This is a genomic window from Nitrospira sp. Ecomares 2.1 (assembly GCF_965152585.1).
In genome coordinates this window covers 3,377,454-3,392,029 of sequence record NZ_OZ224219.1, presented here as the reverse complement: position 1 = coordinate 3,392,029, position 14,576 = coordinate 3,377,454, and the positions used below count along the sequence as shown (strand labels likewise).

General features: G+C 49.7%; 12 protein-coding genes. 9 read left to right on the top strand and 3 right to left on the bottom strand.

From position 1 onward, the window contains the following. The first annotated feature begins 18 nt into the window (after nucleotides 1-18). Together ACWHYD_RS14990 and ACWHYD_RS14985 are read left to right on the top strand one after the other, a co-directional pair. Nucleotides 19-1,203, top strand: a complete 1,185-nt coding sequence (locus tag ACWHYD_RS14990; protein WP_447962833.1) for a glycosyltransferase — start codon at nucleotides 19-21, stop codon at nucleotides 1,201-1,203. Continuing rightward, the gene (locus ACWHYD_RS14985) at nucleotides 1,197-2,597 is read left to right on the top strand and encodes an undecaprenyl-phosphate glucose phosphotransferase (protein WP_447962832.1); all 1,401 of its coding nucleotides are present in this window, start codon (nucleotides 1,197-1,199) and stop codon (nucleotides 2,595-2,597) included. Before ACWHYD_RS14990 ends, ACWHYD_RS14985 begins: the two co-directional genes overlap by 7 nt. Nucleotides 2,598-2,802: 205 nt before the next feature. Here the strand turns inward: ACWHYD_RS14985 and metG are convergent, their stop codons facing one another. The 3 genes from metG to tmk all read right to left on the bottom strand — a co-directional run bounded on the left by metG (nucleotide 2,803) and on the right by tmk (nucleotide 6,666). Beyond that, nucleotides 2,803-4,788: a methionine--tRNA ligase gene (gene metG, locus ACWHYD_RS14980; protein ID WP_447962831.1), complete on the bottom strand. Its 1,986-nt coding sequence runs from the start codon at nucleotides 4,786-4,788 to the stop codon at nucleotides 2,803-2,805. 89 nt (nucleotides 4,789-4,877) lie between these two features. Beyond that, on the bottom strand, nucleotides 4,878-5,909 hold the full coding sequence (gene holB, locus ACWHYD_RS14975; RefSeq protein WP_447962830.1) for a DNA polymerase III subunit delta': 1,032 nt from the start codon (nucleotides 5,907-5,909) through the stop codon (nucleotides 4,878-4,880). Then, nucleotides 5,869-6,666 (bottom strand): dTMP kinase, encoded by a 798-nt coding sequence (gene tmk / locus ACWHYD_RS14970; RefSeq protein WP_447962829.1) that lies wholly within the window; start codon nucleotides 6,664-6,666, stop codon nucleotides 5,869-5,871. The genes holB and tmk overlap by 41 nt, the downstream gene beginning before the upstream one ends. 161 nt (nucleotides 6,667-6,827) lie before the next feature. Here tmk and ACWHYD_RS14965 point away from each other — a divergent pair, with 161 nt between their 5' ends. The 7 genes from ACWHYD_RS14965 (at nucleotide 6,828) to rfbD (ending at nucleotide 14,532) form a co-directional block, all read left to right on the top strand. After that, nucleotides 6,828-7,505 (top strand): DUF502 domain-containing protein, encoded by a 678-nt coding sequence (locus ACWHYD_RS14965; protein WP_447962828.1) that lies wholly within the window; start codon nucleotides 6,828-6,830, stop codon nucleotides 7,503-7,505. A gap of 35 nt (nucleotides 7,506-7,540) precedes the next feature. After that, on the top strand, nucleotides 7,541-9,052 hold the full coding sequence (gene glmU / locus ACWHYD_RS14960) for a bifunctional UDP-N-acetylglucosamine diphosphorylase/glucosamine-1-phosphate N-acetyltransferase GlmU (protein ID WP_447962827.1): 1,512 nt from the start codon (nucleotides 7,541-7,543) through the stop codon (nucleotides 9,050-9,052). A gap of 137 nt (nucleotides 9,053-9,189) precedes the next feature. After that, on the top strand, nucleotides 9,190-11,019 hold the full coding sequence (glmS, locus tag ACWHYD_RS14955) for a glutamine--fructose-6-phosphate transaminase (isomerizing) (RefSeq protein WP_447962826.1): 1,830 nt from the start codon (nucleotides 9,190-9,192) through the stop codon (nucleotides 11,017-11,019). Between the two features lie 76 nt (nucleotides 11,020-11,095). Then, nucleotides 11,096-12,190: a dTDP-glucose 4,6-dehydratase gene (gene rfbB, locus ACWHYD_RS14950; protein WP_447962825.1), complete on the top strand. Its 1,095-nt coding sequence runs from the start codon at nucleotides 11,096-11,098 to the stop codon at nucleotides 12,188-12,190. Nucleotides 12,191-12,262: 72 nt separating this feature from the next. Next, the gene (gene rfbA / locus ACWHYD_RS14945) at nucleotides 12,263-13,138 is read left to right on the top strand and encodes a glucose-1-phosphate thymidylyltransferase RfbA (RefSeq protein WP_447965883.1); all 876 of its coding nucleotides are present in this window, start codon (nucleotides 12,263-12,265) and stop codon (nucleotides 13,136-13,138) included. A 6-nt stretch (nucleotides 13,139-13,144) separates the two neighbouring features. Further along, nucleotides 13,145-13,699, top strand: coding sequence for a dTDP-4-dehydrorhamnose 3,5-epimerase (gene rfbC / locus ACWHYD_RS14940; protein WP_447962824.1), 555 nt, complete (start codon nucleotides 13,145-13,147; stop codon nucleotides 13,697-13,699). Next, the gene (gene rfbD, locus ACWHYD_RS14935) at nucleotides 13,696-14,532 is read left to right on the top strand and encodes a dTDP-4-dehydrorhamnose reductase (protein ID WP_447962823.1); all 837 of its coding nucleotides are present in this window, start codon (nucleotides 13,696-13,698) and stop codon (nucleotides 14,530-14,532) included. The genes rfbC and rfbD overlap by 4 nt, the downstream gene beginning before the upstream one ends. Nucleotides 14,533-14,576 lie beyond the last annotated feature (44 nt).

Below are 14,576 nucleotides of genomic sequence, written 5' to 3'. Positions count from 1 at the left end.
CGGTTATAAAGGACACAAGTGAAGGTTGCGCTGGTTCATGATTGGCTTACTGGAATGCGAGGGGGGGAGCGGTGCCTTGAAGCGTTGTGTGAACTGTTTCCTGATGCGCCAATTTATACGTTGTTCTACGTAAAAGGCAGTGTGTCGGATACGATTGAGCGGCATCCCATTATTCCAAGCTTTCTAAATAGAATCCCGTTTGCGAAGAGCCGATATCGGTATTTGCTCCCTTTCTTTCCTTCAGCCATTCAGCGGTTAGAAATTCAACAGTATGACTTGGTGGTGAGTTCGAGCCACTGCGTGGCCAAGGGTATTCGAGTGCCTCGCGAGACCTGCCATATATCCTATGTTCATACCCCCATGCGATATATCTGGGATGGATTTGATACCTATTTCGGAAACGCAGGATTTTGGAATGTTGGCAGGTTAGGAATGGCCCTTTTTCGGGCGCGACTTCAGCAGTGGGATATGGAATCCAATGCCCATGTGAGTCGTTTTATTGCCAATTCCCACAACGTGGCAGAACGAATCACGCGACAGTATGGGAGACCGGCATACGTGGTCTACCCACCCGTCGATTGGCAGGGCCATCAGGTGTCGCGTTGCCATGAAGGATTTTTCTTGATGGTCACGGCCTTTGCGCCTTACAAAAAAGTTGACCTGGCCATTGCCGCAGCGAATGAATTAGAGATTCGATTGAAAATTATTGGCCAAGGACAGGATGAAAAACGATTAAAGCGAATGGCCGGCCCTACTGTCGAGTTTCTTGGCTGGCAGCCAGACCATCGTGTCAGAGACTTTTACAGTCGGTGTCTGGCTGTTCTCTTCCCCGGTGAAGAGGATTTTGGTATTGTGCCATTGGAGGCAATGGCCACCGGGAAACCGGTAATTGCCTATGGAAAGGGTGGAGCCCTTGAAACCATCGTTCCTCTCAATCCTTTGCCTAAGCTAGGCGAAAATCATTTAGAATGGGGCGCTCAAACGAGGGAATCTCATTCCGGGCTGACCGGGGTCTTCCACTATGAGCAGTCGGTCCAAGCAATCATCGAAGCCATTCAGTTATTCAAACAGCACCTCACTGAGTTCGACCCGGATGCGATTCGGGACCATGTTGAACCATTTGATCGCTCGCATTTCAAAGAGCAGGTGCAGCAAGTTATCATGTCCGCTTACCATGAGTTTCGTCGGGTCCCACTATGTTGAAACGTCACAGTGAGTTTTTAAAAAATCTTCTCTTCCTCTCCGATTTGGTTGTGATCTGCGTATGTTGGGTTGGCGCCTACTTCATTCGTTTTTCTGTGCCGCTATTTCCCATTACCAAGGGTATTCCTTCCATTGACCCGTATCTCTGGCTGCTTTTTCCAATTGTCGCCGTATGGGGAATTTGTTTTTATTCATTTAATCTCTATCGGCCTAGAAGAATGGGATCTCACCTGGCGGAATTTGTCGACATTGCCAAGGCCAATACGCTGAGTATCCTGATCTTGGTCGCATTGACCTTTTTCTCGAAGCCGTTTGAGTTTTCCCGTTTGGTGATCATGTATTTTTGGTTGTTGAATTTGGTGGTATTGGGTTTTTCCAGGATGGTTTTTCGGGAAATTCTCAGGGTATTCAGGCGTATGGGATACAACCAACGCCAGGTGGTGATTATCGGAGCAGGAAAACTTGGGCAGAGGGTGGGAGATACACTCAAAATGCATCCAGAGCTTGGCCTCCAGGTTCGCGGGTATTTGACCAGGAATGCTGAAAAGGTTGGTCAAACGTTGGAAGGGACACCTGTCATTGGAACATTTGACCAGGCGGCAGAAGTTTTAACCAGCAATGTGGATATCGTATTTTTGTGCTTGCCTCCTGAAGTGGAAAGTGAAGCTGAGGGACTGATGAAAATTCTGTCTGCCACCACAGCAGGAGTGAAGATCATTCCATCCATTTATGAGTTCGTGACGTTGCGGGCGGAAGCCGAAATGTTCGAGGGCCTTCCTATTATTACTCTCCAGGGATCTCCGCTTTACGGGTGGAATTTGTTTTTGAAACGGATGGTTGACGTTTGTGGTGCCGCCGTGGCCCTGGTGGTGGCCTCACCAATCGCATTGATGATTGCGGTACTCATTAAACTCACCTCTCCAGGCCCTGTCTTTTACCGGCAGACTCGTGTTGGCCTTGATGGGAAATCGTTCAATATTGTGAAAATTCGGACCATGCGTATGGATGCCGAAGAAAAGACAGGTCCCGTCTGGACAAAAGCCCACGACCCACGCAGGACGCCCATCGGGACGTTTCTGCGACGAACCAGTTTGGATGAATTGCCGCAATTCTGGAATGTCTTAAAGGGAGAGATGAGTATTGTGGGGCCGCGTCCCGAGCGACCGGAGTTTATCGAGAAATTCAGGGCCCAGATTCCCCAATATAACCTGCGTCACACCATGAAAGCCGGAATTACGGGTTGGGCACAAATTAATGGATTGCGCGGAAATACCTCTTGGGAAAAACGTTTAGCCTACGATATGTATTATATTGAGCATTGGTCGTTATGGCTGGATGTGAAGATTATGATTATGACTCTTTGGAAGGGGTTGGTCCATCGGGAGGCGTATTAGCCTTTCACTCTTTGTGCAGCGACACGGAACCCTTCCATGTAAGTCTCTTTGGCAATCGGGTTGAATTTCTTTCCTCGTAATTATTCCTGACATTTTCCCGAGGATGTAGTTTCTTCATTGCGTGAAAGGGCATCAGCGATTCTTTTCAAGAAAAATTTGGGGGGAGACGTCCCTGAATTTGTGAGTAACAGAAGCATAGAGGATTTCATTTGATCCTTGTCCCTGCAGGGATCTCCTGCGACATGTTTAAAAGTTCAAGGACCTCTTGATCTCCTGCAGCTAACACCATCCCTTGGGATTCAATCCCCATCAGTTTTGCCGGCTTGAGATTCGCCACGACAACAATGGTTCGCCCTACCAATTCCTCCGGGGCATATTTTTTCCCAATTCCAGCTACGATCTGACGCTGTTCTGTGCCGATATCCACCTGGAGCTTGAGAAGTTTTTCGGACTTTGGAACTCGCTCTGCCGTTAAGATTTTGGCGACCTTTAATTGAATTTTTTGGAAATCGGCAATGCTGATCAGTATGGCGTCGACTGAGGCTGTTTGCTGTTGGGTCGATTGAACGGTCTGAGGTGTTTCCATGTGTGTCCTGTTCGGGTGAATGGTCATTTTCTGTTCAGGGCTCTTCTGGGATTCCTGTGGGGAGGAATCTCTTCTGGGGAATAGCGAAGGGCCTTTACTGGTTTGTCCCTTATAGAGGTAGGCCCCCCAACGAGGGAATTCTTGCAATGCGGGTGTGGAAAAATTGGTCGACAACCCCAGTCGAGTTTTCATGGTTTCGGCGATCTGTGGCATAAATGGATACGCCGCCAACGTAAGAAATCGCAAGACCTCCGTGAGATGAAACAACACGGTGTGAAGACGAGGGGTGTTCCCAGGATCCTTAGCCAACTTCCATGGAGCGGTTTTATCAATATATTGATTGGCTGACTGGACCAAACCCCAGGTCGTTTCCAATGCGCGATTAAATTCTAAGTGGCGAAGGTGCGCGTCAATGGTAGGGAAAAGGGATGAAGCCGCATGTTGGAGTTGACGATCCTGATCCGTTTCGTGCTGGGCGTCAGGCTGAGGAACGGAATTGTTGGAAAAATTCGCCAGCATCGTGAGCGTGCGGGAGAGCAGATTGCCAAGATCGTTTGCCAGTTCTGCGTTATACCGGTTCCCGAATGCTGAGATGGAAAAATCTCCATCCTGGCCGAATGGCACTTCCCTCAAAAGAAAATAGCGAAAGGCATCTGCGCCGAATTCTTCTACCACGGCATAGGGATCAACGACATTCCCTCGACTTTTTGACATCTTTTCTCCATTTACGGTCCACCAGCCATGCGCAAAGATGGATTGAGGGAGAGGCAGTTCCAAACCCATTAACATGGTTGACCAGTAGACGGCATGGGTGGTCAGGATATCTTTTCCGACCAGATGGAGGGAGGCGGGCCAGAATGTTGAGGTGCTGGGAGTTGGAGAGATGTACTCCAGTGCTGACAGGTAATTAACCAGGGCGTCGAACCACACATAGGCTACGCAATCCCGATCAAATGGCAATTCGACACCCCACGACAACCGTGACTTGGGTCGGGAAATTGACAGATCTTCCAGGGGCTTTTGGAGAAACCCTAAGACCTCATTGCGACGGGAGTCGGGTTGAATGAAATCGGGGTTTTGTTGGATATGCTCCTTCAATCGGCTCTGAAACCGACTCATGCGAAAAAAGTAATTTCGTTCACTCACTTGTTCTACTAGTCGCCGACAATCCGGACACAGGCCGTTCTCCACATCCTTTTCTGTCCAAAATCGCTCATCAAATGTGCAATACCAACCGGTGTATTCGGCTTGATAAATCAAGTCTTTGTCGTAGAGGACTTGAAGGTACCGCTGTACGATTGCCTGATGTTGGAGATCGGTGGTGCGAATAAACCCATTGTTGGAGATATGCAATTGCGACCAGAGATTCTTGAACTTTGGCGTGAGGAGGTCACAATGTGCTTGCGGATCGATCCCGGCCTTCGCGGCCGCCTGTTGAACTTTTTGCCCATGTTCGTCTAATCCGGTGAGGAAAAACACCTCGTGGCCTGTTAGCCGGTAAAACCGGGCTAGAACATCGGCGGCGATGGTGGTGTAGGCGTGTCCGATGTGAGGCACATCGTTGACGTAATAGATAGGAGTGGTGACGTAAAACGTGTTGGACATGACAATACATCCTCTGTTAACTCCGAACCCTCATGTGTAAAACGACTCGGGTGGTCGTTGAACCGGGGTAAGCAGGCAATTGATGGTTGTTAGGCGAGCTCTGGTGAATTCGATAATTCCAATTGGTCGTGGAGATGAAAGAAAAATTGCTCCAATCCGATTTGCACATTAAGATTTCGTTGTTGTCCTCGCTCGAGTTGGTTGAGTTCATGGATTAAGGCCAGAAGTGAAGAAGGGGTAATCAGTTGGGCCAACTCGCGAAGAGCAGATTCTTTATCCTGGTACAACGTGGGAGACAAGGAATGATCCAGGGTCAGCAACAACAAGTCCCTGAGCCCTGCCCAAAACCAATGAATCGCTTCCTGTACCTGGTTAGATTTGACCAGCCCTTCACTCATATCCATCACCCGTGAAGCCGACGCAGTATGTTCCCCAAATAGCAGATCCCAGTACTGACGGAGTTTCACCTTTAATTCTACGGGGTCACAAGACAAAGCTGAACCCAATCGGCCTTCCGCAAATGCCGCGATTAACCGGGCATCCGAGGCTTCTCTACCCGTCCGGTCTCTCAGGAATTCATAAATGCTGGTAGAGGAAAGTGGCGCAAATCGTAATGTAATGCATCGGGACCGAATCGTCGTCAGTAGGTGTTCTGGACGGCTGGTGATCAAGAGAAAGAGGCAATGGTCTGGAGGATCCTCCAATGTCTTGAGCAAGGCATTGGCCGCTTCCTTGGTCATGGAGTCGGCCTGATCAATAAGACATATTTTATGAGACCCCAGGAGAGGACGATAAATGACCAGATGTTCGATATTGCGAATTTGATCAATGGGAATTTTGGGATTCTGTTTCTGGGTATCTTCGGGTTGAATCAACAGAAAGTCGGGGTGTGTGGCTTGGGCAATTTGGTGGCATGACCGGCAGAGGCCGCAGGCATCAGGTGTGGGTGCCGTCTGGGGTGCCTCACAATGCAGATATTGGGCGAGCGCGACAGCGGTCAGTCGTTTCCCAATGGTCGGTTCTCCATGAAACAGATAGGCATGTCCCAGATGATTCGTGGAGACCGCTGTTTGGAGCCATTTAATCGGTCGTTGATGCCCGACGAGATCTCGAAATGCCATGTTGAGGAGCCCCTTTCGTCTGGACGCGCTTGGTAGGGCGGCTGGGTTGATGAATTGTTTGAGTCAGGCATGTCGATGGCAACGTCTGAATGAGATGTGACATCATGGACGCGATGAGCGTGTTCAGGATATCAGGAGACTGCCTGGCATCCAATTTTTGAATACGTTGGGGGTTCTCCTTTGCGAGGGCGAGGAAGCCTCGACGCACGCGTTGATGGAAATCCAAGGATTCCTGGTCAAGCCGATTTTGGTGTCCGGCCTGTTGTCGTCTGGTCAACCCTTCTTGGGTCGGGAGATCGAGTAAAAAGGTGAGGTGTGGAGTCAGTCCTTCTGTAGCAAATCGGTGGGAATGCTTAAGAAAAGTGATATCACGGTGTCGTCCGTATCCCTGGTAGGCCAGGGTTGAATCAAAAAACCTGTCACAGAGCACAATGATGCCTTTGGCAAGAGCTGGCCGAATCACATGAGCCACATGTTGGGATCGGGCAGCCAGGATCAGAGATGTTTCACATTCTGGAGTGATGATTTCATTATTGGATTTCGTTATAGAGTAGGAAAGCAAAAGACGACGAATGGCCTCGGCAAAGGGGGTGCCCCCAGGCTCTCGAGTTTCTAATACCTGATAGCCTTGAGCACGAAGTGCTCGAGCCAACCGATGGCATTGCGTAGTTTTTCCGGACCCTTCTGTACCTTCAAAGGTAATGAATAACCCGGAAGGCAGTTCACCTTTTCCGTTTTTGTGGTTTCTTGGTTTCATGGAAATTTACACTGAGCGATCCTAGTCTAAGTCATTGAAATTCGCAAGAAAAGTCTTGCGGGAATCCAGTCCTAATTGTAAGATGCGGTAACATCCCTGTGGCTTCCTTCCTTAAGTAATGACCCTGCCTGCCTATGTAGCGGGTACAAGGCAATCTTTTCATGAATACCCTTCGCGCCTCCCTCAGACGCTATTTTTTGACAGGCCTGTTGGTGATTACCCCAATTTGGGGAACCATTCTCATTTTAAAAACCCTGTTTGTGACTGTGGATAGTATTCTGGGGACCGCATTAGCGGATTTGGTGTTGCCCGATTATTACTTCCCTGGTCTAGGTATTTTGGCATTATTGGTGTTAATTTTTTCTGCCGGGGTCTTTGCCACCAATTTTTTGGGTAAACGATTGGTTGTCCGGTGGGAAGAATTTTTAGACCGTGTTCCGATCGTACGTGGGATTTACGCAACACTAAAGTCGATGATGGATATTTTGTCCTTTAAACAACGTGAAAAATATAACAAAGTGGTGATGATTCAATTTCCAAAAGATGGACACTATTGTTTATCGTTTGTCACGGGGGAGACCAGAAAGGAAATCCAGAATCTGGCTCCAGAGCCTCTGATTCATGTGTTTGTCCCCACGTCTCCAAATCCCACTTCCGGGTATTTTCTCCTGGTTCCCGAGAGAGAAATTGTTCCTGTAGATATGGGAGTTGAGGAAGCCATGAAGCTTATTGTGTCAGGTGGGTTCTATTCTCCTCCAGATAAATCCTCTAGCATTGAAATTGCAAAAAAACGGGATAGAATGACGATCAAGGACTCACCAAAAGTCCAAACCCCATAAACAAGTAACCTTTGACCAATGGCATGACAAGCGTAATGAGTGGTAAAAAAAACACGGCCGCGATGATTCTGGCTGCGGGGCAAGGTACCCGGATGAAATCGGCTTTGCCCAAAGTCTTGCATCAAGTGGCCGGTCGTCCCATGCTGTGGTACGCCGCGACCTTGGCCAGGAAAGTGGCGACACAGACCGTTGCCATTGTGGTCGGCCATGGATCGGAACAGGTCCAGGCCTATCTCGAACAGGAAAAGGCTGATTTTGAGCCGTTTGAAGTGGTGATCCAGGAGAAGCAATTGGGGACGGGGCATGCGGTTCGACAGGCTTATCCCGTGTGTACCAGGAACGACGCTAACCAGGCCGACCAATTCTTGATTCTTAATGGAGATACCCCCTTATTAACCCAGGGCACCCTGGCTTCACTTGTTGATTATCATCAATCTGAAAAGGCTGGCCTGACAATTTTAACGACGGTCATACCGGAATCACATGGATACGGGCGAGTGGTTCGCGGGCAATCAGGCGAGATCCGCCGTGTCGTCGAGCATCAAGATGCTTCAGCGGAAGAACGCGGTATTTCGGAAATTAATGTTGGGACATATGTCGTTGACGCCAGCTTCCTTGGGAAGGCATTGAGCCAATTGCGTCCGCAAAATGCCCAAGGGGAATTTTATATTACCGATATTATTGAAATGGCCGTTCAGCAAGGCCTGAAAGTTGCGGGATGGGTGACGAATGATTATTTGGAGACGACTGGGATAAACACAAGAGAACATCTGGCCATAGCCGAGAAAGAAATGCGACGACGAATTTGCCAGCGTCTCATGTTGTCCGGGGTCACCATGTTGGATCCTGAACGTGTGATTGTTGACGATGGGGTTGAGGTCGGAAGGGATACCAGTCTGTATCCTGGAGTGATGCTGGAAGGTCGGACCGTCATTGGAACCAATTGCATTATTCACGGCAATTCGAGGTTGAACAATTGCTTGGTCGGCAATAACGTCCTCATTCAGGATTCGTGCGTGTTGCTGGACGCCCAAATAGAAGAAGGGGCGGTCATCGGGCCTTTTGCGCATTTGCGTCCTGGTAGCGTCATTCATCGAAAAGGCAAAGTGGGTAATTTTGTAGAATTGAAGCAGACTGAAGTTGGAGAAGGGTCTAAGGTCAACCATTTAAGTTATCTAGGAGATACGGTGATTGGCAGGAATGTGAATGTCGGCGCCGGGACCATTACCTGTAACTACGATGGATTTCGAAAGGCACGGACACAGATTGAGGACAATGTCTTTATTGGGAGCGATGTGCAGTTAATTGCTCCGGTTACGATAGGAGAAGGGGCGTTGATTGCGGCAGGGACCACCGTTACGAAAAATGTTCCACCCAATGCATTGGGAATTTCTCGAGTGGCGCAAATCAATAAAGAAGGTACGGCCGCAAAACGGCGAGAAATTCTGTCTTCATCCTCAGCTGCCCATACTCAGGCCAAACAGCATGATGACCCGGAACCGTCGTCACTCGGATCGAACCTTCAACAAAAAAAAGACCCTGTCTAGTGTCCCCTTTTGATGAACGAAGCCGAGCGATGTCTGGCTGGACTCATGTGTTTTCGTTCCAGATTTCACTGGTCGATACCATCCTGATCTTTCCCATAAAAATAAAAAACATCATGAGATGTAAGGAGCGTTAGATTATGTGTGGAATCATCGGATATGTTGGAGGTGAATTAGCGACCCCTATTTTAGTGGCCGGGCTACAACAGCTGGAATATCGAGGGTACGATTCCGCCGGGATTGCGATTCAAGATAATGGAGAGCTGACGATTCGAAGGACGGTGGGCAAGCTCACCAATCTCCAGGCCGTTTTGCAAAACGGAGCTGTCGCTGGAACGATAGGAATTGGTCATACCCGTTGGGCCACGCATGGTCGGCCATCTGAACAAAATGCCCATCCTCACCGTTCGGGAGAGATCGTCCTCGTTCATAACGGTATCATTGAAAATTTCCTGGATCTCCGCCATCGATTGGAATTAGAAGGCTTTCGATTTGAGTCTGAAACCGACACTGAGGTTATTGCGCATTTATTATCCTCGCTGACGTTAAAAGGGCATGGGCTTCAAGAGGCGGTCAGGTTAATGGCCAATGACCTGCATGGGAGTTATGCCATCGCCGTAATGTCGTTGGCTGAGCCAGGATGTATCGTCGTCAGTCGTTCAGGATGCCCCCTGGTGATTGGCCAAAATGGAAAAGGGGCATTTTTGGCTTCTGATGTCACTCCTCTCCTGGCCCATATGCGGGAGGTAGTGTTTCTTGAAGACGGAGATGTCGGCATTTTGAAAAATTCTGGTATTGCCATTTTGGATTCGGACGGCCAACCGAAAAATTTCAAACCGGTTACGATTGACTGGGATGCTGAGGCAGCTGAAAAGGGGGGCTATCCGGATTTCATGATGAAGGAAATCCATGAACAGCCACAAGTGATCATGGATACGCTTCGGGGCCGGTTTCAATATGAAACGGGCGAAGCGGATCTTCCCGATTTGGCCATGACCGATGAGGAGTTGCTCAATGCCAGGCGAATCTGGATCGTTGCCTGTGGGACGTCCTGGCATTCAGGGCTCGTCGGGAAATATTTATTCGAAGAAATGATTCGACGTCCCGTTCAAGTGGATATTGGATCCGAGTTCCGGTACCGGGAGCCCATGATTCAAAAGGATGATTTATTTATTGCTATTTCACAATCAGGCGAGACGGCGGACACCCTGGCGGCGGCACGGGAAGCTAAGCACCGAGGGGCTCGTGTCCTGGCGATCGTGAATGTGGTGGGGAGTACTCTGGCTCGCGAAGCCGATGGGGTGATTTATACGAGATGTGGTCCTGAAATTAGCGTGGCTTCCACGAAAGCCTTTACCGGACAGGTGATTGCCTTATATCTATTGGCCTTGCATGTGGGACGGGTGCGTGGCACGTTAAGTCCGGAGGAAGGACGGTGGTGGTTGGATCATTTCCTCAAGCTTCCCGGCCAAGTCGAGTATATTCTCAAGCAAGAAGCGGCTGTTCAAGCCATTGCCAATCGGTATTATCAAAAACGAAATTTTTTGTATTTGGGTCGTGGGATTAATTATCCCATTGCCCTGGAAGGTGCCTTGAAACTCAAAGAAATCTCATATATCCATGCAGAGGGGTATGCAGCGGGGGAGATGAAGCATGGTCCTATTGCGTTGATTGATGAAGACATGCCCGTAGTCGTCCTATCGCCTAAAGATCGGCTCTATGAAAAGTCTGTCAGTAATCTGATGGAAGTGCGCGCCAGGAGTGCCCCTGTGATTGCATTTGTAACCGAAGGGGATCATGCCTTGGATCAGGTTGCCGATCACGTGTTCGCGATTCCTGCTGTCCATGCGCTCTTGACCCCGATTCTGTTTACCGTCGGTCTTCAACTGCTGGCCTATCATATCGCGGTGTTGCGAGGGGTAGACATTGACCGTCCGAGAAATCTTGCCAAGAGTGTGACGGTTGAGTAAGGCGTTCTTCCGATATCTCACCGGAGTTTATCCTGGTTTGTCCCCAAGGCTTCTATCAATTGGAAAGTATTGATTCATGGAGACCATGATTGTGACCGGAGGCGCCGGGTTTATTGGCGCCAATTTTGTTCGGATGGCTCTACGCAAGACCGAGGCACGGATTGTTGTCGTGGATAAATTGACGTATGCGGGTCATCGAGAAAGCCTTGAAGGATTATGGGACCATCCTCGTCTAGATTTTGTCCAGGCAGATATTGCCGATGCGGGAGAAATGACCAGAGTCATGGATTCATTCTCTCCCAGGTGGTTGTTGAATTTTGCCGCTGAATCGCATGTAGACCGGTCCATTGACGACCCGTATCCCTTTATCCATACCAATGTCACGGGAACGCTGGTGTTGTTAAACGTGGTCCGGCGTTTCCTGAAGCATCGCACTCCCGAGCACCAACGGGAATTTCGGTTCCTGCATGTTTCGACTGATGAAGTGTATGGAACGTTAGGCCCAACAGGGTTGTTCTCCGAAGAGACGCCCTATGCCCCCAATTCCCCCTATGCGGCCTCGAAAGCCAGTGCCGATCATTTAGTGCGCGCATTTTATCACACCTATGCTCTTCCGACGTTGATGACCAATTGCTCGAATAATTATGGGCCTTTTCAATTTCCCGAAAAGCTCATTCCTCTCATGGTCTTAAATGCCTTGGAAGGGAAGCCTCTTCCGATTTATGGGGACGGTCAGAATATACGGGACTGGTTGTTTGTTGAAGACCATTGTGAAGGCTTACTCCTGGTCCTTCAGCAAGGCATACCTGGAGAAAAATATAATCTTGGCGGGCGGTCGGAACGATCAAATCTGGATGTCGTCGACGCCCTATGCCGGATCTTGGAAGATGTCGTGCCCAGTGGTTCGAATCCCTCCCTGTCTCAACGTGGCATTATACGATACGCCGACCTGAAAGTATTTGTGACTGACCGTCCCGGTCATGATTTTCGTTATGGAATTGATACCACCAAAGTTCAAACGCAATTGGGTTGGAGCCCCCGCCACTCTTTCGAGTCCGGGTTGCAACGGACCATTGAATGGTACGCTGCCAATCGCCAATGGTGTCAGTCTGTGACCGCGAACTCCTATCAACGGGAACGACTTGGGTTAGCCTCGGTCCCATCGACATAGGGGGAGGGAGGTTCTTTCATTTTGGCAAGGTACTAGGAGAATGACGAAGACATTGGAATACAAAGGGGCATGATGAAGGGAATTATCCTAGCGGGTGGATCGGGAACTCGGCTCTATCCCTTAACCCACGCCGTCAGCAAACAGCTCATGCCGGTTTTTGATAAACCGATGATCTATTATCCGTTGTCGACCCTCATGCTTGCTGGAGTCCGGGAGATTCTGGTGATCACCACTCCGCATGAGCAGGAAGGGTTCGTCCGGTTGTTAGGTGATGGCAGTCATCTCGGGTTAGCAATCCGCTACCAGGTCCAACCCCGACCCGAGGGAATTGCACAAGCCTTTGTGATTGGGCGGGAGTTTATCGGGCGGGATCGGGTGGCGCTTATTCTGGGTGATAATATTTTTTACGGGCATGGGCTGTCTCGCTATCTTCAGGAAGCGGCCTCTCAGGCCTCAGGCGCGCAAGTCTTTGCCTATCAGGTTCGGGATCCTGAACGATACGGTGTGGTGACCTTTAACGATCACGGACAAGCCACCAGCCTGGAGGAAAAGCCCCTACATCCCAAATCACCCTATGCGGTAACCGGGTTATATTTTTATGACAATCGGGTTGTGGCCATGGCCGATTCTCTTAAGCCTTCGGCTAGAGGAGAGTTAGAAATCACCGATGTGAATCGAACCTATTTAGAGGCAGGATTGCTGCATGTGCGGGTGTTGGGGCGTGGGATTGCCTGGTTGGATACGGGGACTCACGAATCGCTCATGCAAGCGGCCCATTATATTCAAGTTTTGCAAGAGCGACAGGGTCTGATGGTTTCCTGTCCGGAAGAAATCGCCTACAAAATGGGTTACATTCAATCCGATGACGTGTCCCGCTTAGCCACGAAAATGAAAGACAACGGGTATGGGCAATACTTGCTGCATTTAGTGAATCAGGGACAGGAGTAACCGGGCATGAAATTTCTCCCAACCAGCCTGACGGAGGTTCTGATTGTTGAGCCTGATGTGTATCGGGATCCCCGTGGATGGTTTTTAGAAACGTATCATCTTCAAAAGTATCAGGAGGCAGGAATCCCGCTTCCTTTTGTGCAGGATAACTGCTCATCGTCGGTCCGCGGGACGCTTCGGGGTCTTCACCTTCAAAGGACCCGCCCACAAGGGAAGCTTATTCGGGTGATCCGAGGGGAAATTTTTGATGTCGCGGTCGATATTCGAAAGGGGTCGCCGACTTTTGCCTCATGGGTGGGAGTGAACTTAACGGCAGAGGATTTCAAACAAATTTATATTCCTCCGGGTTTTGCCCATGGATTTTGTGTCCTCAGCGATGTGGCGGAAGTGGAGTACAAATGTACCGATGTCTATGCGCCTGGCGGTGAGGTGACCATTCGATGGGATGACCCACGTATTGGCATTCAATGGCCGATCGAACGGCCACTGCTCTCCACAAAGGATGCTGCTGGGCAGTTACTTGACGACCTGTGCGATCACCTTCCGGTTTATCAACCATGAGGCAGAGTCGAATTTTAATCACAGGGGCCCAGGGGCAATTAGGGCAGGCACTACAACGGCAATATGCCGACCACGAGGTCACAGCCTGGGATCTTCAGGATCTGGATATCACGGAATTTGAGGAAGTTAAGAAAGCCCTTGATCAACTACGACCACACATCGTGATCAATGCAGCTGCTTTTACGCAGGTGGATGAGGCAGAAGTGAAACAGGATGCTGCATTCCGTGGCAATGCCCTGGGGCCGAGAAATCTTGCCGTGGTGACGAATGACTTGGGAATGACTCTTATCCATTTTTCCACCGATTATGTGTTTGATGGTCAGCAGAATCGGCCGTATCATGAATTCGATCGTACGAATCCGTTAGGCGTCTATGGGCAGAGTAAATTAGCCGGTGAATCGGCGGTTCGGACAGCGAACCCACGGCATTTTATTGTCCGGACGGCCTGGCTTTATCACACTGTGGGGAAGAACTTCCCCAGTACGATTTGTCGAATGGCGGGACGAGAGGTTGTCAAAGTCGTCAGCGACCAGTATGGGTCACCGACCTTTGCCCCCCATCTTGCCCAGGCAGTATTCCAGTTGGGTGAGACCGATGCCTTTGGGACCTATCACATGGCCGGTGCAGGCGGAGCCAGTTGGTACGAATTAACCCAAGCGCTTTATCAGGCGTTGGATATTCAAACCTCGGTTGTGCCTATAGCCACCGCGCAATTTCCTCGACCTGCTCGAAGACCACCCTATGCCGTGCTGACCTCTCTGCAGAACCCCTTGATTGAATTGCCATCCTGGGAAGAGGGGGTTCGTGATTTTGCCAGTCAGTGGAAAGGCTAGGAGTCGTCTTCTGTTTCCTGAATTATCTTCTGCTGATCACCAAC